Source organism: Tsuneonella sediminis, assembly GCF_051912845.1.
GTDB lineage: Bacteria > Pseudomonadota > Alphaproteobacteria > Sphingomonadales > Sphingomonadaceae > Tsuneonella > Tsuneonella sediminis.
This window is the reverse complement of sequence record NZ_JBNCBU010000001.1, coordinates 562113-583208: the sequence shown is the minus strand read 5'-3', so window position 1 is coordinate 583208 and position 21096 is coordinate 562113. Positions and strand designations below refer to the sequence as shown.

The following is a 21096-nucleotide window of genomic DNA, read 5'->3' as shown; positions in this document are numbered from 1 at the left end:
GGGATCGGCGCCCGCAACGCGGGGCAGTTCAGATCAGGCCGAGCTTGGTCAGCCGTCCGGCAAGACGGCCGGGAATCGCGTCGCTCGGCTCCTCTCCCTCCTCCAGGTCGCGCGGCACGTTCCTTTCCTCGAGGTAGCGCCAGCCCTGGTGCGCGCGTTTGTGCTTGGGCTGAACCAGCACGAGCCGGGGCGCGAGGCGGATGGTCCAGTGGCCGTCCGCGCGTTCCTCGAATCCGAGGATTTCACACCGCGCGACGATCGCGTGGTCCATGATCCAGTAGAGCGAGCCACCGATCATCTCGGCATGGCGGGTGGGGCGATAGCGCGTGCGCATGTGCGCTTCCTCGCCCGCTTCGACCCATTCGCGCAGCGACTCGATGCTTTTCGACCGATAGGCGATCTTGGTCATGCTGAGCGGCATGGGCGTTACCCCGCCAGCCCGGCCGCCACCGCCAGCCCGAGAAACGCAAGGAAACCCATCGAATCGGTGATCATCGTGACAAAGACGCTCGAAGCCACCGCGGGGTCCTGATCGAGGCGCTCGAATATCACCGGCACCGCGACGCCCGCCAGCCCCGCGACGACGATATTGACGACCATCGCCGCCGCGATGACCCCGCCGAGTTGGGGCGTGAACAGCAGCGTCACCGCGATTCCGATGAGGAGCGCGACCGTGGCGCCATTGAGCATTGCGACGCGCATCTCGCGCCAGATCATCCGCCGGGTGTTGGCGCGGGTGAGCTGGTTCATCGCGATCGCGCGGACCGTGACCGCCATCGTCTGCGTTCCCGCGTTGCCGCCGATGCTGGCGACGATCGGCATGAGAACGGCAAGCGCCACGAGCTGCTCGATCGCGGCACCGAACATGGCGATGATAGCGCTCGCCACCACAGCGGTGCCGAGGTTGGCGACCAGCCAGCGCACGCGGGCGACATAGGCCTCGCGGATGGGTTCGTTGATGTCGCCGTCGCCTGCACCGGACAGCAGCAGCACGTCCTCGCCGGCCTCCTCGGACACGATGTGGACGACATCGTCGGCGGTCATCTGTCCCACGAGCCGGCCGTCCTCGTCGATCACTGCCGCAGAGATCAATGCGTACTTCTGGAACATGTTGCCGACCTCCTCCTGGTCCATCGTGACCGGGATGAGGGTCTGATCGCGCTTCATGACCTCGGTAAGCGGGGTCGCGCGCGGCGCCCGCATGATCCAGGACAGCTGGCAGGTTCCGACCGGCTTGTGGGCGAGGTCGACGATAAAGACCTCCCAGAACTCGGTGGGCAGGTCGTCCTGCCCTGCGTCGCGCAGGTAATCGATCAGGTCGCCGACGGTCAGGTGCTCGGGCACCGCGACGAAGTCGCGGCTCATCAGGCGCCCGGCGGTTTCTTCCGGATAGGCCAGCGCGCTCTCGATCGCCGCGCGGTCCTCGGGTTCCATCTCGGCGAGGATCGCCGCCTGTTCGGCCGGTTCCAGGTCCTCGATCAACTGGACCGCGTCGTCGGTCTCGAGTTGCTCGGCGATCTCGGCGACGGCCACCGGGCCGAGCGCTTCCATCATGTCTTCGCGGACGTGGTCGTTGAGTTCCGCGATGACTTCCCCGGTCATCAGGTCCGGGATCGCCGCGGCGAGCAGCGGGCGGTCGCCCGCTTCGAGAAGTTCGAACAGGTCGGCGATGTCCGCCGGGTGGAGCGGCTCGACCAGTTCGCGGGCGAGCGCCGGGTCCCCGTCGTCGAGCGCCGTCACGACGCTGCGCAGGTATTCGGGCTTCAGGCGGTTGTCCTCGTCGTGCCGTTCGTCGTCGACGCGGTCGTCGGGACGATCGGAATCGTCGTCCGCGCGCAACACTTCGTCGTCGAGGATCGTCTCGTCCGCCATGCGCGTGGCCTTAGGCGCGAGGCAGCGAAACGCAACCCGGCGGGTGACTTCGCCGCGATCCCGCCTATATCGGCCCCGATTCGTTCAAGGAGATTCCGATGGCCGCCGAAACACTCACCTTCACTCTCGACACCGGAAACGGCCAGGGCGGCGACGTCGTCATCAAGCTGCGCCCCGACCTTGCGCCTAACCACGTCGAGCGCATCACTGAGCTGGCGACGGAAGGGTTCTACGACGGGGTGGTGTTCCACCGCGTGATCCCGGGTTTCATGGCGCAGGGTGGGGACCCGACCGGTACCGGCATGAGCGGCAGCGACAAGCCCGACCTGAAGCAGGAGTTCAGCACCGAGCCGCACGTGCGCGGCACCTGCTCGATGGCGCGGACCAACAATCCCGATAGCGCGAACAGCCAGTTCTTCATCTGCTTCGACGACGCGCGCTTTCTCGACCGGCAGTACACCGTCTGGGGCCAGGTCGAGAGCGGAATGGAACACGTCGACGCGCTGCCGAAGGGCGAGCCCCCGCGCGAGCCCGGCAAAATCATCAAAGCCACCGTGGGCTGACACGGGGCAGGCCGCAAAGGGCCGACGGTGAACGGGTCGCTCACCAGCGAAACGCAGATGCGCTACTGGCAACCGGCGCCCGCCCTGCGGACGTTGGTGAGCGGTTATCATCTCTATCGCATCGGCAATTCCGACGGCGAGCGTCAGTCCGACGTTTTCCAGCCGGCCGGACCGATCCTGCGCTTCACTTGGGGGCCGCCGGGCGGATGGCGGGTGCGCCCCCCGCGCGGCGCCTGGCAGGATGTGCCGCCAATCGCCTTGTTCGGCCCGACCAGCGGCGCCACCTGGTCGCAGAGCGGTCCGGGGACGACCGTCGGTTTCGGAATCCTGCCCCGCGGCTGGGCCCGACTGGCACGCGGCGCGGCGTCCGATTGGACGAACCGCGTTGCGGAACCGGGAGATCTCCTGCGACTGGACGTGCGCGGGCTCGCCGCATCGCTCGATGGCGTGCAGTCCGATGACGCTGTTCCGGCGCTCCTCGACGCCGCGCTTGCCGAGGCGATGCCCTGGCCGAGCCAGAACGAGAAGGTGATCGCCGACTTCGAGGAGGCGCTGCTCGAGCAGGGTATCACCAACGTCGAGCAGCTGGCCGACCGGATCGGCCGCCCACGCCGGAACACCGAACGACTTGCCAAGCGGGTGTTCGGCCTTTCACCCAAGAAACTGATCCGGCGCGCACGCTTCCTGAGGTCGCTTCATGCGCTCGGCGACAGTGCAAAGGACGGCGCTTCGGCCAGCGCCCGCGCGATAGACTACGGATATACCGATTATTCGCATTTCATCCGGGACGCGCACGCGTTCCTCGGAATGAGCCCTCAAGCCTTCCTCAAGATGGACAATCCGTTGCTTCGCCAGTCTCTCGCGCTGCGCAAAAAGGTGCTTGGTGCGCCGGCCCAGGCGCTGGCGCGAGGCCGCGACTAGAACGAGCCGCGCAGACGCCGTTCCTGAAAGGCAAACCGGGCGGCCTTCGATACGTCCGACTGGAAAGAGCGGTTGACCATCAGTCCCACCGCGGATCCAGCAAGCGGGACGAGCATGCCAACCCGGCGGCGGAACGTGGCGAGCGCCATCGCCCGACTGATCCGCTCGACCGCAGCGTCGACCATCGGCGTGGCGGCATCGCCGCTCACCGGTTTCAGCGACCCGTCGTCGGCAATCGCGTTCTCGATTCCCGCGATGCGCTCGGCCCGAAGGTCGGGGTCGTCGAGCGCGGCCAGTTCGAGAATCTGGAGGCGGAACAGTTTTTCCGCTTCTCCCAGGCCGGCATACCCGTACGCCCGACCGGTGTCGCGGATGTTGCGCAGGGCAAGGCCAATCGAGGCAGGAATATCGAGCCCTGCCGAAACCGCTCCCCCAAATCCCGCGGCGGCACCGGTGGCGCCGTTGATGGTCTTGTACAGGCGCTCGGTTTTCAATGCTGCTTCCCGGGCGGCGTCGAGGTCGGCCGGATCGTGTTTCATGGGCGCCAGCGGCGCTGCGCTTGCGGCGGTATCGATCCCCTTGACCACCGCCTCGACCACCGCGTTGGGCACCACGCTGGCGAGTGCCTTGCCGAACGGATTGGTCAGTCGCTCGATCCCGCGCCCGAGGCGCGAGGGCTTCGACCTGCGGAAGGCTTCCTGTTCCTTGTGAATGTCCACGCCCGTGCTCCCTGGCTGTCGCGGCTGGTAACCCGCGAACCTCGCGCTGCGTTCCTTCGGGTCAGAGATTGGCGTTGATCAGCCATTCGTGGAACAGACGCACGGGGCGCTGTTCCAGATCGCGCGGACGGCAAACGAACCAGTACGAATAGGGACTGTCGACATCGACGTCGAACAGGCGCGCCAGCCGCTTGTCGCCGGTGCGCTTGAAGTGGTCGTCGTGCATTATCGCGATACCCAGTCCCTGGGCCGCCGCCTCGAGAATGAGCTGGCCGGAATCGTAATGATCGATCGCCGCCGGCTCGAAATGCTTCAGACCCATCGCCTCGCGCCAGGCGACGAAGCTGTCGGGCAACTCGTTGTGGACGAGGAATGTCTGGCCAGCGAGCTTCGCGGCGTCGGGTTCGGGACCGACCTCGCGCGCCACTTCCGGCGAGGCGATCGCATAGACGAGGTTGTGATCGAGGCGGACGGCGTGAAGCGACGGGTCGGGCTTCTGCATCAGCACGATCGCCGCGTCGAGCGTGTCGCCCACGCGGTCGAGCAGGTGCGGACCGGTGTCGATGTCGATGTGCAGGCGAGGGTGGAGCCTGCGCAGTTCGGGAAGCCGCGGGAAAAGCCGCTGGCCGCCGAACAGCGGCAGGACGCCCAGGTGAAGGCGCATCAGCCCGACTTTGTCGGACTGTGCTTCCACCGCCGCGGCCAGCGCCTCGATGTGCGGGGCGACCGCATCGTGGAACGCGCGGCCTTCGTCGGTGAGCTGCATGGCTTGGTGCGCGCGCGTGAACAGCTTCTTGCCGACGAATTCCTCAAGCGTGCCGATCCGGCGCGAAAGCGCGGACGGGCTGAGGCCGAGTTCGGTCGCCGCTGCCCGCGCGGATCCCAGGCGCACCACGCGCAGGAACGCCTCGAGCGCACGCAGGGGAGGAAGGCGGCGGGTCATCACGGCGAAGATGCGTATTGCGAGCAACCTTGTCGAGAAGGTTTTTTCCGCAACTGCGAACAAATGCGCCCGTTCAGTCTCCGGCGGTTGGAGTTTCGGGAGGGTGGAGCCGCAGCCGCTTGACGTGGGTCTCGTCGGCGTCGGTCACCTCGATCTGCCAGCCGCTCGGGTGACGGAGGACCGTCCCTACATCGGGCACCGCCTCGGCCAGCACGAACGCAAGGCCGCCCAGCGTGTCGACGGCCTCCTCGACCTCGGCCAGCTTGGGATCGATCCGTTCGGCAACATCATCGAGCTCTGCACGTGCGTCGCAGTCCCACATGCCGTCGGGCAAGGCGACGATCCACTCGGGCTCCTCGTCGTCGTGTTCGTCCTCGATCTCGCCGACGATTTCCTCGACGAGATCCTCGATTGTGATGATCCCGTCGGTCCCGGAGTATTCGTCGACCACCACCGCGAGGTGGACGCGCTGCAGGCGCATGTCGGCCAGCACGTCGAGCGCGTTGCGGGCCTGCGGCACGAACAACGGCTGCCGCATCAGGACCGTCCAGTCCGCCGGCGGCTCGGCCCCGGTCGCGATGATCGGAAACACGTCCTTGATGTGCATCATCCCGATCACGGTATCGAGTGTGTCCCGATAGATCGGCAACCGCGAGTGCCCGTGCTCGGCAAAGGCGGCGACGACTTCGTCCCACGTTGCCGCCGCGCTAATCGCGACGATCTCGCCCCGCGGGATCGCCACGTCGTCGGCGTCGTGCTCGGAGAAGTGGAGCAGGTTGCGCAGCATCTGCCGCTCGACCGGCGAGAGATCGCCGTTCGGCGCAACCTTTTCTCCCTCGTCGCCTTGCGCGGCGTCGTGCTCGTCGATCGCGTCCTCGAGCTGTTCGCGCAAGGAGCGTTCGCCGTCGTCGGTGTCGAAGAACTTGCGGATCGCGAGCCAAAGCCCGCGGTTACTGTCCGCTTCTCCCGTCTGGGAATCGGTGTCGGGCATGGCCCTGTCGTAAAACCCTTTATGGTTCAGGCGTTCCCATATGGATTGCCTATGCCCATCGATGCAAGCGCCTTCACCTCGAGGGCCTCCATCGCATCGGCATCGTCTTCCTCGATATGATCGTGTCCGGCCAGGTGAAGCAGCCCGTGAACGACCAGATGGGCGGCGTGGTCTTCGATCTCAAGACCCTTGTCCTCCGCCTCGCGGCGACAGGTTTCCCAGGCGAGGGCGATGTCGCCGAGCAGTTCGGGAGGGCCCTCGGGCGCAAGGCCAACGAGGTCGCCGCGGTCGAGCATCGGGAACGAGAGGACGTTGGTCGGCCTGTCCTTTCCGCGCCACTCCCGGTTGAGCGCGTGAACCTCTTCGTCGCTGGTGAAGAGCACGCTTGCCGAAAGCCTCTTGCCCGACAGTTCCGGTGCCACCGCGGTCGCGGCCGCGAGCGCGCGCTCGGCAAGTTCCGCCCAGTCCGTCGGGCCCGGCCAGCCGTCGACGTCGACATCGAGCGTCAGGAGGCCGGCCCTTCGTACGCCTCGACGATCCGCCCGACGATCGGATGCCGCACGACGTCGGCGGCGGTGAACCGGCTTACCGCTATGCCATCGACGCCCTCAAGCTTCTCGACCGCGTCGGCGAGGCCGCTCATCCGGTCGCCTCCCGGGATGTCCACCTGCCGGGGATCGCCGCACACCACCATCCGGCTGTTCTGGCCGAACCGGGTGAGGAACATCTTCATCTGCTCGCGGGTGGTGTTCTGCGCCTCGTCGAGGATGACGAACGCGTCGCTCAGCGTGCGGCCGCGCATGAAGGCGATCGGCGCGACCTCGATCACGCCGCTCGCCAGGTGCCGCTCGACCTGCTCGGGCGGCATGCAGTCGTAGAGCGCATCGTAAAGCGGACGCAGGTAGGGGTCGACCTTGTCCTTCATGTCGCCGGGAAGGAAGCCGAGCTTCTCGCCCGCCTCGACCGCCGGACGCGAAAGGATCAGGCGCTGGACGCTGCCGGTAATCAGCTGGCTGACCGCCTGCGCAACCGCAAGGTAGGTCTTGCCGGTTCCGGCCGGACCGAGCGCGAAGACGATGTCCTCGCGTGCGATCTGCTGCATGTATGGGATCTGGCCGGGGCTGCGGGGGACGATCGTCTTGCGCCGCGTGCGGATCATCACTGGCGGAGCGTCGCCGCCGCCGCGCACGATCCCCTCGAGCGTGGGTTCGACCGACATCGCGATCAGCCCCTCGATCGCCCCTGCGTCGAGTTCCTGTCCCGTGGCGAGCCGGTCGTACATCGCCTGAAGCGTATCCCGGGCACGGGCCACCGAATCCTCGCTGCCCTCGATCTGGACCCGCTCGCCGCGCGCCGAGATGAATACCCCGAGACGGTTTTCGACCTGCACCAGGTTGGCGTCGAACTGGCCGAAAAGCGGACCGAGAAGCCGCTGGTCCTCGAAGGTAATCTCGCTGCGTGCGCGGCGGGAAGGCGTCGCGGCGGGAAGGGGGATGGCGCTGGTCGCGCGGGCAGGTTTACGGGCCATGCTCTCCTTTCGGGTTGCCGCTCGAATCTAGGATTGCGCGGGCGTTGCGCAAGCCGGACGCGCTCAGCAGACGGTGGATAACGCGCCCGGCGGGAAAAATAGTCGGGCGGGTGTATCTTTCGGGCAGTGCGTGCAGCTTTGTCGCTGGTCGCCTGCTCGACGAACGACGCGCGTCGCCGCGATCGTGCGGTTCATCGAGTATCGTGGCGCTTTCCGCGAGCCGTGTTTATGAAGCGGACTGAAGCTTAGCTATGATGAAACGTACATTGGTTGCCGGTCTGCTTCTTGGCGCGTCGGGCATTTGTCCGGCAGATCCGCTTGCAGCCCAGCACAACGACGATGAAATCGTGGTCAGCGGCGAGCTTGAGGAGGCCGAACGCGAGGTCGTCGCGCTGACCAGGGCAATCACCCGGCGCCCCCGGGTCGATAAGCCGATCTCGCGCCGCTATCAGCAGATGTGCCTGGGGGTGCGGGGTCTTTCGCCCGAGTTCGCTCATGTCCTGATCGGCCGGATCGAGGACAACGCCCGCGCGCTCGACGTGCCCGTCGGCGGCACGGGCTGCTCGATCAACACCCTTGTCTACTTTACCGCCAACACTCGCGCGCAGATCGCGCAGCTCCGCAAGGGGCAGCCCGAGTGGTTCGATAGCCTGCTCGATTACGAATACGAACGCATCCTGCGGGGCAATGGCGCGGTGCAATCATGGCATTCGACGCGAACCAAGGGCTCCGACGGCAAGGAATTCGCGGTGGCCCTGATCGGCAATCCCCCGCGGGAGGTCGAGACAGGCAGGCAGTGGAAAGCTACCCGTTTCGCGCAGCAGATCCGCGTGGACATCGAAGGGTCGATCGTTCTGTTCGATACCCGATACGTCCCGGGCAAATCCATCCAGCAGCTGGCCGACTACGCGACCATGCGGCTTCTTGCCCCGACCGACGACGTGTCGGGCCGGGCCGCAGGCGAGATGGAGACGATCCTGTCCCTGTTTGCGCCCGGTGGCGATGCTCCCGACGGCCTTACGCCGTTCGACCGGGCATACCTCGGCGCTCTTTACGCCCTGCCGCCGACAGCGCGGGGCGAGGCGATGCGCGATGCGACCTGGGCCGCGTACCGCCGTGCGCGTTACGCGGCGCCTTCGAACTGAAGCACCCGCCCGGCTAGCGAGTTGGGACCGGCTTCCACCAGCTCCACCTCGGCGAGGTCGCCGATCGCATGGTCTCCTTCGAACCACACCGACTGGAGCCATGGCGACTTGCCGAGCCACTGTCCCGGCTTCTTTCCTTTACGTTCAACCAGAACGGTGCATCGCTTGCCGACCGACGCCGCGTTGAACGCGGCCTGGTCGCGGTTGAGCGCGGCCTGGAGGCGCTGGAGGCGCTCGTCCATGACTGCAGGCGCGACTTGCCCGTCCATGGTCGCGGCCGGTGTACCGGGGCGGGGCGAGTACTTGAAGCTGAAGCATTGCGAATAGCCAACCGCGTCGACGAGGCGGAGCGTGTCCTCGAACTCGGCCTCGGTTTCGCCCGGAAAGCCGACGATGAAATCGCCGGACAACGCGATATCGGGACGCGCGGCGCGGAAGCGCTCGAGCAGGCGCAGATACTCTTCCGCCGTGTGGCTGCGGTTCATGGCACGGAGCACGCGATCAGACCCGCTCTGCACCGGCAGGTGAAGGAACGGCATGAGCTTGTCGACCTCGCCGTGCGCGGCAATCAGGCCATCGGTCACGTCGGAGGGGTGGCTGGTCGTATAGCGGATGCGCGCAACGTCGGGCAGCTTTGCCAGCGCCCGGATCAGGCCGTCTAGACCGATCGCCCGGCCCCGGTCGTCCTCGCCGCTCCAGGCGTTGACGTTCTGACCAAGCAACGTGATCTCGCGCGCACCGGCTTCGACCAATCTGGCAGCTTCGCCAACCAGATCGCTGAACGGACGCGATATTTCCGCACCCCGTGTATAGGGCACCACGCAATAGGTACAGAACTTGTCGCAGCCTTCCTGGACAGTCAGGAACGCGCTCGGACCAGTCCGTCGGCGGGCGGGCAGCGCATCGAACTTCGCGATCGGCGGCATGTCGGTATCAGTCGCGCGCTCGCCGCGCACCGCGGCGTCGATCATGCCGGGAAGCCTGTGATATGCCTGCGGGCCGACCACCATGCTGACTGCGGGCGCCCGCGCCATGATCTCCTCGCCCTCCGCCTGCGCGACGCAGCCGGCGACCGCTATCAGCGGCCTCCGGCCGGCGGCTTCCCCCGCCTTCACGATCCGGCCGATATCGGAATAGACCTTTTCCGCGGCCTTTTCGCGAATGTGGCAGGTGTTCAAGACAACTAGGTCGGCGTCCTCGCCCTCGGGCGCAGGCGCGATGCCGCGCTCGGCGAGCAGTTCCGCCATGCGCTCGCCATCGTAGACGTTCATCTGGCAGCCGAAGCTCTTGACCCTGTAGGTCCGGGGGGGCGGTGTATTGCGCATGGGCGCGGGCCTATAGCGGCTTTCGCGCGCGCGGCAAAACCCGGTGGCGCGGCGCGGGCCCGTCAGCGGGTGTCCGGGTCGAGCGGCGCGTTATAACGGACCGGCACGACGTCGTGCCTGAAATCGCGGAGCGGCTTGCCGAGCGCGGTCAGCAAGGCGGCCTCTATTGCCGCGCGGGCGCGGGCGCCGATGGCCTTGCGCCCGTGGAAGTCCTCCGGGCTGAAGGGTTCGAGGAAGTGGATCCGCACGTCGAACGTGCCTTTGCGCGCGAGGACGCGTTTCGCGTTGTTGAGGCCGCTTTCCTCGCCCACCCAGCCGATCCATTCGCCCAGCTCGCCGTAGTCCATCAGCACAGGCTGGACGAGCACGCCGGGCGGCGGCGGTTCGAGCACGCTGAGCATGCTGGTCTTGAACGGCAGCAAGCTCTGGTTGTCGGTGGTCGTACCTTCCGGAAAGACGGTGACCGACCAGTTGTCGGCCAGCGCCTCGCGCAGCGAATTGATCTGTTCCGCCACGCCGAGCCGGTTTTCCCGCTGGACGTACACCGTGCGGTTGAGGCTGCACAGCCAGCCGATGACCGGCACCTGGCTCAACTCGTGCTTCGCGACGAACGCGGTCCCGCTCGCCCCTGCGAGCGCAAGGATGTCGATCCACGACACGTGGTTGGCGATGAAGAAGACGTCGCGGCGCAGCGGGGTGCCAATTCTCCGGACCCGCGCGCCCGCGATCCGCGCGGTCCACCGCAGGAACAGCATCGGGAAGGGCGATCCGTACGCCAGCAGCCTGAAGGCGTAGTGCAACGGCACCAGGACCAGGAGGATCGCGACGATCGCGGAAAGCCGCAGCGCGATACGCACCTTTCCGGCGAGCGGGATGGGGGTCGGTTCGCCGCGTGTGGCGGCCTCGCGCGCTCGGGCCTCGTCAGCCGTCGCGGTCGATCCGGACACCGTAGAGTTCCATCCGGTGATCGACGAGACGGTAGCCCAGTTTCTCGGCGATCTGGCGCTGGAGCGCCTCGAGCTCCGGATCGACGAATTCGACCACCTTGCCGGTCTCGACGTCGATCAGGTGATCGTGATGCGCTTCAGGAGCGGCTTCGTACCGCGCGCGCCCGTCGCCGAAATCGTGCCGGTCGAGGATGCCCGCTTCCTCGAACAGCCGGACCGTCCGGTATACGGTCGCGATGGATATCCCCGGGTCGATTTCCGCTGCGCGCTTGTGCACCTGCTCGACGTCGGGATGATCCTCGCTGTTGGAAAGGACCTGCGCGATGACGCGCCGCTGCTCGGTTATCCTGAGCCCGCGTTCGGCGCAGAGCGCCTCGAGATCGATGGTCTGGTGCAAGCCTGGCTCCGCAAGTGGTCCTCGCCCCGCAACCTAGGGCTGCGGGGCGCGGCTGCCAAGTGTCAGGCGGACTTCTTGCGACGTCCGCGTTTCTGCGTCGGATTGCGACCGAGACCGATCTTCTTGGCGAGATCGCGGCGCGTTTCCGCATAATCGGGCGCGACCATCGGATAATCCGATCCCAGGCCCCAGCGCTGGCGATATTCGTCCGGGGTCATCCCGTGTTCGGTCATCAGGTGGCGTTTGAGCATCTTCATCTTCTTGCCGTCTTCAAGACAAACCAGATGATCTTTCTTTACCGACGAACGGATTGATACTGCCGGTTCGGGTTTTTCTTCTTCTTGGGCAGTGCCACTGCCGAGCCCCGACAAGGCGCCGAAGACGGTGGTAATGAGGGCCGGCACGTCTTCGACGGCGACGTTGTTGTTGCTCACATGTGCAGCCACGATGTCGGACGTGAGCGTAATCAGCGTCTCCGACATGTCGGTATCCAAGTTATCCATTTTCACCTCGTGCGATCGATAGTGCGCAGGGTTTTTCCGACCCGTTTCCCCCACGTCCGGTCAGTTAAGCACTATTCCAGTGGCGAAACAAGATGGAGTCCGGATATCGGCCTTGTATTACCTTTGCTTTTTTCAAGAACAGCGATCAAATCTGGTAAGCAAAGGTAATTGCATCGAGTTTTGATCCCTCGGATGTCCGGTAATAGTCCTTGCGGCATCCGATAGGTTCGAATCCCAACTTGCGATAGAGCGCGATGGCGGGGTTGTTGTGTCGTGCTTCGAGAAACAGCCTTTCGGCCCGGCGGAGGCGCGCATCCTCGATGGCCTGCCGGATCAGTTTCGCGCCAAGACCCCTGCCGCGAGCCGCGGGGACGACCGCGACCAGCAGGAGTTCCTCCTCGCCCGGCGCCGCGCGCACGAGCGTGAACCCGGCGCCTGGCTCGCCTTCGGCGGGCGCGATGCCCCGAAAGTCCGCGAGGCGATAATGGGTGTGTGCGAAGGCGAGCGAATCCGACAGCTGCCGGCGGTTCCAGGCCTCTCCCCAGGCGGGATCGAAGGCCACATCCATGATCGCCATGATCCGATCGACATCGTCGGCAGGCGGCGACGTCATGCGGGAAGCCGCGCGTCCGGCCCGCGCCCGTAAAGAGGTGACGCGTCGTTGCCAGGCAGACCGGCGGCCAGCGCAAGCACCCGTCGTGCGTCAGGCAGCATCGGCACCGCCCGGTGCTCGCCACGCAGCATGGCCGCGAATTCGGATGCACGCGAGCCGGCGATCCTTCCCCTTGCACCGCGCGCGACTGCCGCTTCGGGCGCGAGCGAGGCCAGCTTCGAGAGTTCCACGCCGCCTTGGGCGAAGTCCTGGATGAACCACTCGCCGTGACCGCCGGTCATGCACACGGTGACCGCTTCATCCTCGCCAGCGTCCTCGATCGCCATTGCTCCCACCAGAGACAGGGTCGGGTAGCCGCAGACTTCGGCCTGCCAGGCGAGCGAAAGCGAGCCGGCCACCGCCAAGCCGATCCGCACGCCGGTAAAGCTTCCGGGGCCGCGCGAGACGAGAATGCGGCCGGCGCGGCCCTTGGCGGGCAGCGCGGCGATCATCGGGACGAGGTGTTCCGCATGACCCCGTCCCAATACGCGGTGATCCGCGGCCACAAGCGTTCCGCTCTCGAAAAGGGCGACACTACAGGCCTCCGTCGCGCATTCGATGACCAGGGTTCGCATCGCGCGACCCAACCTCATCGCAGCCGAGCGCGCAAGCGCCCGCGCTCAGACAATGCGGTTGAACCGGTCGAATTCGGGCCGGGGGCTGCGCTCGAAGATCGACGTCGGGTCGCCGTAGCCGACCGAGCAGATGAAATTGGATCGCACCCGGGGCTGGTCGGCAAAGAAATGCGCATCGACCGCTGCGTTGTCGAACCCTGACATCGGACCCGTGTCGAGGCCCAGCGCGCGCGCGGCGATGATGAAATATGCGCCCTGGAGCGAGGAGTTGCGGAATGCGCCGGTCTCGCGGCCTTCCTCGTCACCATCGAACCAGCTCTTCGCGTCGGTGTGGGGGAACAGCCAGGGCAGTTCCTCGTGAAAATCGATGTCGTACCCGATGATCGCGGTGACAGGAGCGGCAAGGATCTTGGGCGCGTTCTTCTCCGAACAGCGATCGGCAAGCGCCCGCTTCGCCTCGTCGGACTGAGCCCAGACCATCCGGGCGGGCTGCATATTGGCCGATGTCGGCCCCATCTTCATGAGTTCGTAGATTGCGTGGATCTGATCATCGCTGACCGGCCGGTCGAGCCAGCCGTTGTAGGTGCGCGCCTCGCGGAAGATCTGGTCGAGCGCGGCCGCCGGCAGCGGCTGGTCGTGGTACTGCGTTGTCATCGATTTCCTTCAGGCTGCGCGAACTTCGGTTACTTCGGGGATGTAGTGCTTGAGCAGACCTTCGATCCCGTGCTTGAGCGTGGCTGTGGACGACGGACAGCCCGAGCAGGCGCCTTGCATCTGCAAGTGAACGACGCCGTCGCGATAGCCGCGGTAGACGATGTCGCCGCCGTCGTTGGCGACCGCGGGCCGGATGCGCGTCTCGAGCAGCTCCTGGATCTGCGCGACGATGTCGGCGTCTGCCGGATCGTCATCGACCGCAGGTTCGGTCTCGGGAGGAACCGAAAGACCCGATGCATCCCCGCCGGTAAACAGCGGTGCGCCACTGACGAAGTGATCGAGCAGGATCGCGACGACCTGGGCCTTGAGCTGCGACCAGTCGGCCCCCGGCGCAGCGGTGACCGAGACGAAATCGCTGCCGAAGAACACGCCGGTGACTTCGCCGGTGTCGAACAAGGCCTCGGCCAGCGAACTGGCCTCGACGGCTTCTGGCGAAACGAATTCGCGGGTTCCCGCCGGCATGACCTGGCGACCCGGGAGGAATTTGAGCGTCGCCGGATTCGGCGTGGTTTCGGTCTCGATGAACATGCCGGACATGTAGGGTTCCGCTTGGCTTGCGACAAGCGCGGCGCGGTCTCCTCTTTCTTCCCCGCATTCACTATCCCTTCACTTGCCCGTACCTTATAGCCTGCTGCCATGAGCCTGTTTCCGCGTGCCTTCCGGCACTTCGCGCCCCTCCTTCCGCTCGCCTTGATCGCCTCCCCGATGGCGGCGCAGGAAAAGTCGGCAGCCCCCGCGCCGCGCCACCTGCAAACCGGTTCGACGACGCCGTGGATCTATCGCGGCAGCGACGTGCCGCGCGATCCCGAATGGTTCTTCGGCGAGATGCCCAACGGGCTGCGCTACGCCGTGCGCAAGAACGGGGTGCCGCCCGAGCAGGTATCGATCCGCGTGCGCATCGATGCCGGTTCGATCCACGAACAGGACCACGAACAGGGATTTGCGCACCTGCTCGAACACATGACATTCCGCGAGAGCAAGTACCTTGCGAACGGCGCCGCGATCCCGACTTTCCAGCGCCTTGGCGCCACGTTCGGCAGCGACACCAACGCCGAAACCACCCCGACGCAGACCGTCTACAAGCTCGACGTGCCCGAGGCGAACCCGGGCAAGCTGAACGAGGTCTTCAAGCTGCTGTCGGGCATGATCCGCGAGCCGACGCTGTCGGCTCGGGGCCTGTCTGAGGACCTGCCGATCGTCCTTGCGGAAAAGCGCGAGCAGGCGGCCGCGGCCAAGCGGGTGGCAGAGGAAAGCCGCAAGACGATCTTCGCCGGCCAGCGCCTTGCCAACCGCCTTCCGATCGGCACCGAGGAGACGCTCAAGGCAGCGACGCCTCAGACCGTCCGCGCATTCCACGATCGGTGGTACCGCCCGGAGAACACGGTGATCGTCGTTGCCGGCGACGCGGACCCGCGCGCGCTTGCCGCGCTGGTCGAGCGCTACTTCGGCGACTGGAAGGGCAACGGTCCCCACGTCGAGCCGCCAAACTTCGGAGACCCGGTCGCGCCCGCCGGTGCCGATCCTGCCAATCCGGTAGGCGAGACCCAGGTGCTCGTGGAGCCGGACCTGCCACGGACGCTCACCTACGCCGTCATGCGTCCGTGGCGTCCGGTCAACGACACGATCGTCTATAACGAGGGTCTTCTGCTCGATTCGCTCGCCCAGGCCATCATCAACCGGCGGCTTGAATCCCGCGCGCGTGCCGGCGGTTCCTACCTGTACGCGCAGGTAAACCAGGACGATGTCAGCCGCACCGCCGACGCGACGTTCGTCAGCTTCGCCCCCCTGACCGAAGACTGGCGCGCCGCGCTGTCCGACGTGCGCGCGGTCATTGCGGACGCCGTCGCTTCCCCTCCGACGCAGGAGGAAATCGACCGCGAAATGGCCGAATTCGAGGTCGCGTTCGCGAGCCAGGTTGAGCAGCGTGCAGTCCTCGCCGGATCCAAGCTCGCAGACGACATCGTGCAGGCGGTGGACATTCGCGAGACGGTTGCCGCGCCGGAAACCGTGCTGATGGTCTTCAACGGAATGAAGGCCAAGTTCACCCCGGCGAACGTGCTTGCACACACCCGGGCCTTGTTCACCGGGACGGTGACGCGCTCGGTCTTCGTGACGCCCGACGCGTCGGAGGCCGATGCCGCTGCGCTCCGGATGGCGCTGCTGGCGCCGGTCGCCGCGGACGGGTCGGCGCGGCTCGCGGCCAAGTCGGTGTCGTTCGACGACCTGCCCCCGGTCGGGCCGGCTGGCACCGTGGCCGAGCAGGCATCGCTCGGCGTGCTCGGCATAGAGCGCGTCAAGTTCGACAATGGCGTCTCGGCGCTCCTGTGGAGCAACAACGCGGAGCCGGGGCGGGTAACGGTAAAGGTCCGCTTCGGATCGGGCCGCCGCGCCTTCGCGCCCGAAAACGCCGTTTACGCGTCGCTTGGCGAAGCCGCGCTGGTGGGTTCGGGCGTGGGCGAACTTGGTCAGGAGGAGCTCGATCGCATCTCCACCGGGCGCAGGATGGGGTTCGATTTCAGCATCGAGGATGGGGTCTTCACCTTTACCGCGCAGACCCGGCCAGCCGATCTGGCGGACCAGCTCTACCTTTTCGCGGCCAAGCTCGGGATGCCGCGCTGGGATCCCAATCCCGTCATCCGCGCGCGGGCGGCGGCCAAACTCGCATACGAAAGCTATTCGACCAGCCCCAACGGCATGCTCGAGCGCGATCTCGACTATGAACTGTACGGGCACGACGCACGGTTCGAGACGCCGACCCCCGCCCAGCTCGACGCCGCTACGCCCGAAGGTTTCCGGAAGGTCTGGGAGCCCTTGCTGAAGCAGGGGCCGGTTGAAGTGCTCGTGTTCGGGGAGTTCGACAAGAGCGCAACGCTCGAGGCGTTGCGCCGGACGTTCGGCGCGCTGCCGGCGCGCGATCCGATACCCGCCGAGGCGCTTGCCCGCACGACCGTGCTGGCCAAGGATTCGGCCCCGCGCGTGCTGTTCCATCGCGGCGACGCGAACCAGGCGGCGGCGATGGTGGCCTGGCCGACCGGGGGCGGGGTGGCGGGCCTGCGCGAATCGCGCCAGCTCCAGATCCTGAGCGATCTGTTCAACAACCGGTTGCTCGACGAGATGCGCGAGCGAACCGGGGCGAGCTATTCGCCCCAGGTGGCGAACGAATGGCCGGAAGACGTCGAGTCCGGGGGCTCGGTAAAGGCCCTCGCCATGATCCGGCCCGAGGACGTTCCCGCGTTCTTCGCCGCGACCGACACGATCGCGCGCGAACTGGCGACGGCCCCGGTCACCGCCGACGAGCTCGCGCGGGTAACCGAGCCGCTCAAGCAGTCGATCAGCCGGGCTTCCACCGGTAACACCTTCTGGCTTTGGCAGCTCGAGGGGGCGAGCGTGGACTCGCGCAGGGTCGCGCTGCTGCGCACGCTGCTGGTCGACTACACGCAAACCACGCCCGAGGCGATGCAGGCGCTTGCGCGCAAGTACCTCACCGCGCGTGAACCGTTCCGCCTCGCGGTGATCCCGCAGGGACAGGAGCTTGCGACGGCAGGCGCTGCATCGGTCGAGGGCGGACGCTGACGCGACACGCCCGCTTGGTCGCGGCCAAGATTATCCCGCTTGGCCTGACGGCAGCTTTGCGGTTCGGTGCGTGCGCGCCTAGAAAGCGTGTTTCCCCGCAACGACCGACGAAATGACCGTGGCAAGCAACTGGACCCCTGAAAGCTGGCAGGCGCACGAAGCGCGCCACCTGCCGCGCTATGAAGATGCCGCCGCGCTGGCGGTCGCCGAACAGACGCTGGCAAGCTATCCGCCGCTGGTCTTCGCCGGTGAAGCGCGCGCGCTGAAGGCCGATCTTGGCGCGGTGGCCAGGGGGCACGGTTTCCTGCTCCAGGGCGGCGACTGCGCCGAAAGCTTTGCCGAATTCCATCCGAACAACATCCGCGACACGTTCCGCGTGCTGCTGCAGATGGCGGTCGTGCTGACGTTCGCCAGCAAGCGGCCCGTGGTGAAGGTCGGGCGGATGGCGGGCCAGTTCGCCAAGCCGCGAAGCTCCGACACCGAAACCCAAGGGTCGGTCACGTTGCCGAGCTACTTTGGCGACAACGTCAACGGGATCGAGTTCGACGCCGACACCCGCCGCAACGACCCGCAGCGCATGGTGCGCGCCTACTCGCAGGCCGCCGCCACGCTCAACCTGCTGCGCGCGTTCGCCGGCGGGGGATACGCCAACCTGCGCCAGGTCCACCGCTGGACGCTCGATTTCATGGGTCGCAGTCCCTGGGCCGACAAGTTCAGGGACGTCGCCGACCGGATCGGGGAATCGCTCGATTTCATGGAAGCTTGCGGGGTCAACCCGGAGACCTTGCCCCAGCTCGAACGAACGACGTTCTACACCAGCCACGAAGCGCTGCTGCTTCCCTACGAGCAGGCGCTGACGCGCCAGGACAGCCTTACGGGCGACTGGTACGATACCAGCGCGCACATGGTCTGGATCGGCGACCGCACACGGTTTCCCGGCAGCGCCCACGTCGAATTCGCGCGCGGAATCGGCAACCCGCTGGGCATGAAGTGCGGCCCGAGCCTCGCGCCCGACGATCTCTTGCGGCTGCTCGATATCCTCAACCCGGCGCGCGAGCCGGGACGGATGACGCTGATCAGCCGGTTCGGCCACGACAAGGTGGAGGCGGGCCTGCCACGCCTCGTTCGCGCGGTCCAGCGCGAAGGACACCCGGTGGTATGGAGTTGCGACCCGATGCACGGCAACGTCGTGAAGTCGGACAGCGGCTACAAGACCCGTCCGTTCGACCGCATCCTGTCCGAAGTGAAGGGCTTTTTCGCGGTCCATCGGGCGGAAGGCACGCACGCCGGCGGCATCCATATCGAAATGACCGGACAGGACGTGACCGAGTGCGTTGGCGGCGCGGTCGCGATCACCGACGAGGCGCTGGGCGACCGCTATCACACGCACTGCGACCCGCGGCTCAATGCGGCGCAGTCGATCGAGCTCGCCTTCCTGCTCGCCGAAATGCTCAACCTCGAGGCTCAGGGCCGGCCCGCAGCGGCAGCCTAGGGAAGTTTACCTAGGCTAACGCAGCGCCGCCTAAACCGCGGGCCGCTATGGCCGTGAGGTGGGCGGGGGAATCGCAAGCATTGACTGGCGCGCGGGCTTAGAGTTCGCCGGCATCGCGCTCGCGGCGGCGGTAGCGATAACGGCCGTCGTCCTGGCGGGAAGGGTGCGCGACCTCGGCAACCGGCTGCGCAGCCGCGACAGGAGCCTCGCCCGCAGTTTCGCCCTCGTTGCCATGGCCGAGGAACTGGCCGGGCTTGGCCGCTGGCGCGCCCGGCCCGATGGTGTGCCCGAATGGTCGTCGGGGCTGAGCCGGATCACGGGTTTTCCGCCAGGCATGACCCCCGACTTCGAAACGCTGTGCGAAATGATGCCGGACGGAGGGGCGGCTTTCTACGGCGCGCTCGAACAGCACAAGCGCGATTCCCGGCCCTTCGCTTTCGAATTCGCCGCCCGCCGGGTCGATGGCGAGATGCGCACGCTGCGGGTCGTAGTGCGGAACGAATTCGATCCTGCGACCGGCAAGCTGGTCGAGCGACAGGGGGTGGCGCTCGACGTCACCGAGGCCCGCAGGCGAGAGGCGGAACTGGCGCGGGAAAAGGGCGAGGCGATCGCAGCGGCCGAGGAAGCGCTGCGCCTGTCGGAGACCGACCCCCTTACGGGCCTCGCCAATCGTCGCCGCGCCATGGCGGAAGCCGACCGCGGTGCGCTGGCCGCGGCGCAGCAGGCCGAACCGCTCGTCCTGCTTATCTTCGACATCGATCACTTCAAGTCAGTGAACGACCGTCATGGCCACCCCGCTGGCGACGCGGTGCTGGTCAAGGTCGCGGAGATCGCGCGCAGGGCGGTTCGCACCGGCGATCTCGTCGCGCGGATCGGCGGCGAAGAGTTTCTCTGCATCCTGCGGGGCGCAGACCTCGCCGTCGCGCGTGCATGCGCGGACCGGTTGCGCCGTGCGGTAGCGCGTGAAAGCGGAACCGCAGGCGTGCCCCCGGTCACGGTCAGCGTCGGCTATGCCGGCTGGCGCGAGGGCGACGCGGCACTGGCGCTGTTCGCCCGCGCCGACGCGGCGCTTTACGAGGCGAAGGCTTCGGGCCGCGACTGTGTCCGCCGCGCTGCCTGACGGGCCCCTTCAGGGCCGCAGGATGGTCGACCCGACGGTCTTGCGCGCCTCGAGGTCGCGATGAGCCTGCGCCGCGTCCTCGAGCCGGTAGGTCTGGCCGATCTCGACCGCCAGCTTGCCCTGTTCGATCAGCGACCAGAGCTTTCTGTTGCCCTCGGCGCGTTCGGCGGGCTCGCGGTAATAGTCGAACAGCGTAGGGCGCGTGACGAACAGCGATCCGGCGGCTGCGAGCGCGCCGAGGTCGATCCCGGTTACCGGCCCGCTCGCGTTGCCGAAGCTGGCGATGATCCCGCGGCGCCCGGTGGCGCGGAGCGAGGCTTCCCACGTTGCTCGGCCTACTCCATCGTAACTTGCGCGGACCCCGGCTCCGCTCGTCACCGCGCGGACCAGTTCGGAAAGATCGGTCGCTCCGGTATCGAAGGCATGCTCGGCTCCTAGCTCGACAGCCCTGTCGCGCTTGTCCGCCGAACCGGCGGTCGCGATCACGCGCACGCCGCGGGCGGCCAGCCATTGGACGAGCAGCTGACCGACCCCGCCGGCAGCCGCGTGGACGAGCGCCCAGTCGCCCGCGGCCAGCGGGGCGACCCGTTCGGCCAGCATCTCGGTCGTGAGTCCCTTGAGCAGGACCGCCGCCGCGACGTCGAGCCCGATCGTATCCGGCACACTGAACAGGCTGGCCTCGGCTGCGATCTGCGCGTCGGAATAAGCCGCCCGGTTGGGACCGAATGTTGCCACGCGGTCACCCACCGACAGGCTCACGCCGTCGCCAACGGCCTCGACGATACCCGCAGCCTCGAGACCGAGTGTCCCGGGCAGGTCGATCGGGTAGAGGCCTGATCGGTGATAGGTATCGATGTAGTTGAGGCCGATCGCCTCATGCCGCAGCAGGACTTCGCCGGGTCCTGGGTCGGGAAGGTCGACCTCGCGCCAGGCGATGACCTCGGGCCCGCCGGTCCTTTCGATGATCGCCTGCCTGGTCCGCATGCCTCGCCTGCCTTTCGAAGGCCGGAATAAGGTGCGAAGGGCCCGGCGCAACCCGTAAATGCCTTGCAGGGAACGAAAAACGAACGGAAGCCTTCCTATGTCAAGGCGGTTCGGCCATCATGGATCAGGACT

22 protein-coding genes are annotated in these 21096 nt (G+C 66.8%); 6 read left to right on the top strand and 16 right to left on the bottom strand.

Annotation, left to right across the window (positions count from 1 at the left end):
* Window positions 1-28: 28 nt before the first annotated feature.
* Window positions 29-421 (bottom strand): DUF1489 family protein, encoded by a 393-nt coding sequence (locus ACPV3N_RS02920; RefSeq protein ID WP_440114399.1) that lies wholly within the window; start codon window positions 419-421, stop codon window positions 29-31.
* 5 nt (window positions 422-426) lie between these two features.
* Entirely contained in the window at window positions 427-1872 is a 1446-nt protein-coding gene (gene mgtE / locus ACPV3N_RS02915) for a magnesium transporter (RefSeq protein ID WP_440114396.1), read from the bottom strand.
* Between the two features lie 98 nt (window positions 1873-1970).
* Between mgtE and ACPV3N_RS02910 the strand changes: the two genes are divergently transcribed.
* Window positions 1971-2435 (top strand): peptidylprolyl isomerase, encoded by a 465-nt coding sequence (locus ACPV3N_RS02910; RefSeq protein ID WP_440114394.1) that lies wholly within the window; start codon window positions 1971-1973, stop codon window positions 2433-2435.
* A gap of 27 nt (window positions 2436-2462) precedes the next feature.
* Complete coding sequence (locus tag ACPV3N_RS02905) at window positions 2463-3356, top strand: AraC family transcriptional regulator (RefSeq protein ID WP_440114392.1); 894 nt, start codon at window positions 2463-2465, stop codon at window positions 3354-3356.
* On the opposite strand, the gene ACPV3N_RS02900 is transcribed toward ACPV3N_RS02905, so the two are convergent.
* The 5 genes from ACPV3N_RS02900 to ACPV3N_RS02880 all read right to left on the bottom strand — a co-directional run bounded on the left by ACPV3N_RS02900 (window position 3353) and on the right by ACPV3N_RS02880 (window position 7537).
* Entirely contained in the window at window positions 3353-4075 is a 723-nt protein-coding gene (locus tag ACPV3N_RS02900) for an EcsC family protein (RefSeq protein ID WP_440114389.1), read from the bottom strand. The genes ACPV3N_RS02905 and ACPV3N_RS02900 overlap by 4 nt on opposite strands.
* A gap of 61 nt (window positions 4076-4136) precedes the next feature.
* Window positions 4137-5018 (bottom strand): LysR substrate-binding domain-containing protein, encoded by an 882-nt coding sequence (locus tag ACPV3N_RS02895; protein ID WP_440114387.1) that lies wholly within the window; start codon window positions 5016-5018, stop codon window positions 4137-4139.
* Between the two features lie 73 nt (window positions 5019-5091).
* Window positions 5092-6009: a hemolysin family protein gene (locus tag ACPV3N_RS02890; protein WP_440114384.1), complete on the bottom strand. Its 918-nt coding sequence runs from the start codon at window positions 6007-6009 to the stop codon at window positions 5092-5094.
* Window positions 6010-6035: 26 nt separating this feature from the next.
* Window positions 6036-6518, bottom strand: a complete 483-nt coding sequence (ybeY, locus tag ACPV3N_RS02885; protein ID WP_440117415.1) for an rRNA maturation RNase YbeY — start codon at window positions 6516-6518, stop codon at window positions 6036-6038.
* On the bottom strand, window positions 6515-7537 hold the full coding sequence (locus ACPV3N_RS02880; RefSeq protein ID WP_440114381.1) for a PhoH family protein: 1023 nt from the start codon (window positions 7535-7537) through the stop codon (window positions 6515-6517). Before ACPV3N_RS02880 ends, ybeY begins: the two co-directional genes overlap by 4 nt.
* Before the next feature lie 254 nt (window positions 7538-7791).
* On the opposite strand from ACPV3N_RS02880, the gene ACPV3N_RS02875 reads away from it, so the two are divergent.
* Window positions 7792-8682, top strand: a complete 891-nt coding sequence (locus tag ACPV3N_RS02875) for a hypothetical protein (RefSeq protein WP_440114378.1) — start codon at window positions 7792-7794, stop codon at window positions 8680-8682.
* Here ACPV3N_RS02875 and miaB read toward each other — a convergent pair.
* From miaB to ACPV3N_RS02835, 8 genes are all read right to left on the bottom strand, one after another.
* Complete coding sequence (gene miaB / locus ACPV3N_RS02870; RefSeq protein ID WP_440114375.1) at window positions 8661-10007, bottom strand: tRNA (N6-isopentenyl adenosine(37)-C2)-methylthiotransferase MiaB; 1347 nt, start codon at window positions 10005-10007, stop codon at window positions 8661-8663. The two genes, ACPV3N_RS02875 and miaB, sit on opposite strands and share 22 nt — an antisense overlap.
* Window positions 10008-10069: 62 nt before the next feature.
* A complete protein-coding gene (locus ACPV3N_RS02865) occupies window positions 10070-10954 on the bottom strand; it encodes a lysophospholipid acyltransferase family protein (RefSeq protein WP_440114372.1) in 885 nt (294 codons plus the stop codon).
* Window positions 10929-11351, bottom strand: a complete 423-nt coding sequence (locus tag ACPV3N_RS02860) for a Fur family transcriptional regulator (RefSeq protein ID WP_259961116.1) — start codon at window positions 11349-11351, stop codon at window positions 10929-10931. The genes ACPV3N_RS02865 and ACPV3N_RS02860 overlap by 26 nt, the downstream gene beginning before the upstream one ends.
* 62 nt (window positions 11352-11413) lie before the next feature.
* The gene (locus ACPV3N_RS02855; protein ID WP_440114368.1) at window positions 11414-11854 is read right to left on the bottom strand and encodes a Ros/MucR family transcriptional regulator; all 441 of its coding nucleotides are present in this window, start codon (window positions 11852-11854) and stop codon (window positions 11414-11416) included.
* Between the two features lie 145 nt (window positions 11855-11999).
* A complete protein-coding gene (locus ACPV3N_RS02850) occupies window positions 12000-12467 on the bottom strand; it encodes a GNAT family N-acetyltransferase (RefSeq protein WP_440114365.1) in 468 nt (155 codons plus the stop codon).
* Window positions 12464-13081, bottom strand: a complete 618-nt coding sequence (gene tsaB / locus ACPV3N_RS02845) for a tRNA (adenosine(37)-N6)-threonylcarbamoyltransferase complex dimerization subunit type 1 TsaB (protein ID WP_440114362.1) — start codon at window positions 13079-13081, stop codon at window positions 12464-12466. Before tsaB ends, ACPV3N_RS02850 begins: the two co-directional genes overlap by 4 nt.
* A 45-nt stretch (window positions 13082-13126) precedes the next feature.
* Window positions 13127-13735, bottom strand: coding sequence for a malonic semialdehyde reductase (locus ACPV3N_RS02840; protein ID WP_440114360.1), 609 nt, complete (start codon window positions 13733-13735; stop codon window positions 13127-13129).
* 9 nt (window positions 13736-13744) lie between these two features.
* Window positions 13745-14323, bottom strand: a complete 579-nt coding sequence (locus ACPV3N_RS02835; protein WP_440114358.1) for a NifU family protein — start codon at window positions 14321-14323, stop codon at window positions 13745-13747.
* Window positions 14324-14431: 108 nt separating this feature from the next.
* Here ACPV3N_RS02835 and ACPV3N_RS02830 point away from each other — a divergent pair, with 108 nt between their 5' ends.
* The 3 genes from ACPV3N_RS02830 (at window position 14432) to ACPV3N_RS02820 (ending at window position 19980) form a co-directional block, all read left to right on the top strand.
* Window positions 14432-17368, top strand: a complete 2937-nt coding sequence (locus ACPV3N_RS02830; protein WP_440114355.1) for a M16 family metallopeptidase — start codon at window positions 14432-14434, stop codon at window positions 17366-17368.
* Between the two features lie 118 nt (window positions 17369-17486).
* The gene (locus ACPV3N_RS02825) at window positions 17487-18860 is read left to right on the top strand and encodes a class II 3-deoxy-7-phosphoheptulonate synthase (protein WP_440117413.1); all 1374 of its coding nucleotides are present in this window, start codon (window positions 17487-17489) and stop codon (window positions 18858-18860) included.
* Between the two features lie 58 nt (window positions 18861-18918).
* On the top strand, window positions 18919-19980 hold the full coding sequence (locus ACPV3N_RS02820) for a GGDEF domain-containing protein (RefSeq protein ID WP_440114352.1): 1062 nt from the start codon (window positions 18919-18921) through the stop codon (window positions 19978-19980).
* A gap of 9 nt (window positions 19981-19989) precedes the next feature.
* On the opposite strand, the gene ACPV3N_RS02815 is transcribed toward ACPV3N_RS02820, so the two are convergent.
* Complete coding sequence (locus tag ACPV3N_RS02815; protein WP_440114349.1) at window positions 19990-20964, bottom strand: quinone oxidoreductase family protein; 975 nt, start codon at window positions 20962-20964, stop codon at window positions 19990-19992.
* Between the last annotated feature and the right edge of the window lie 132 nt (window positions 20965-21096).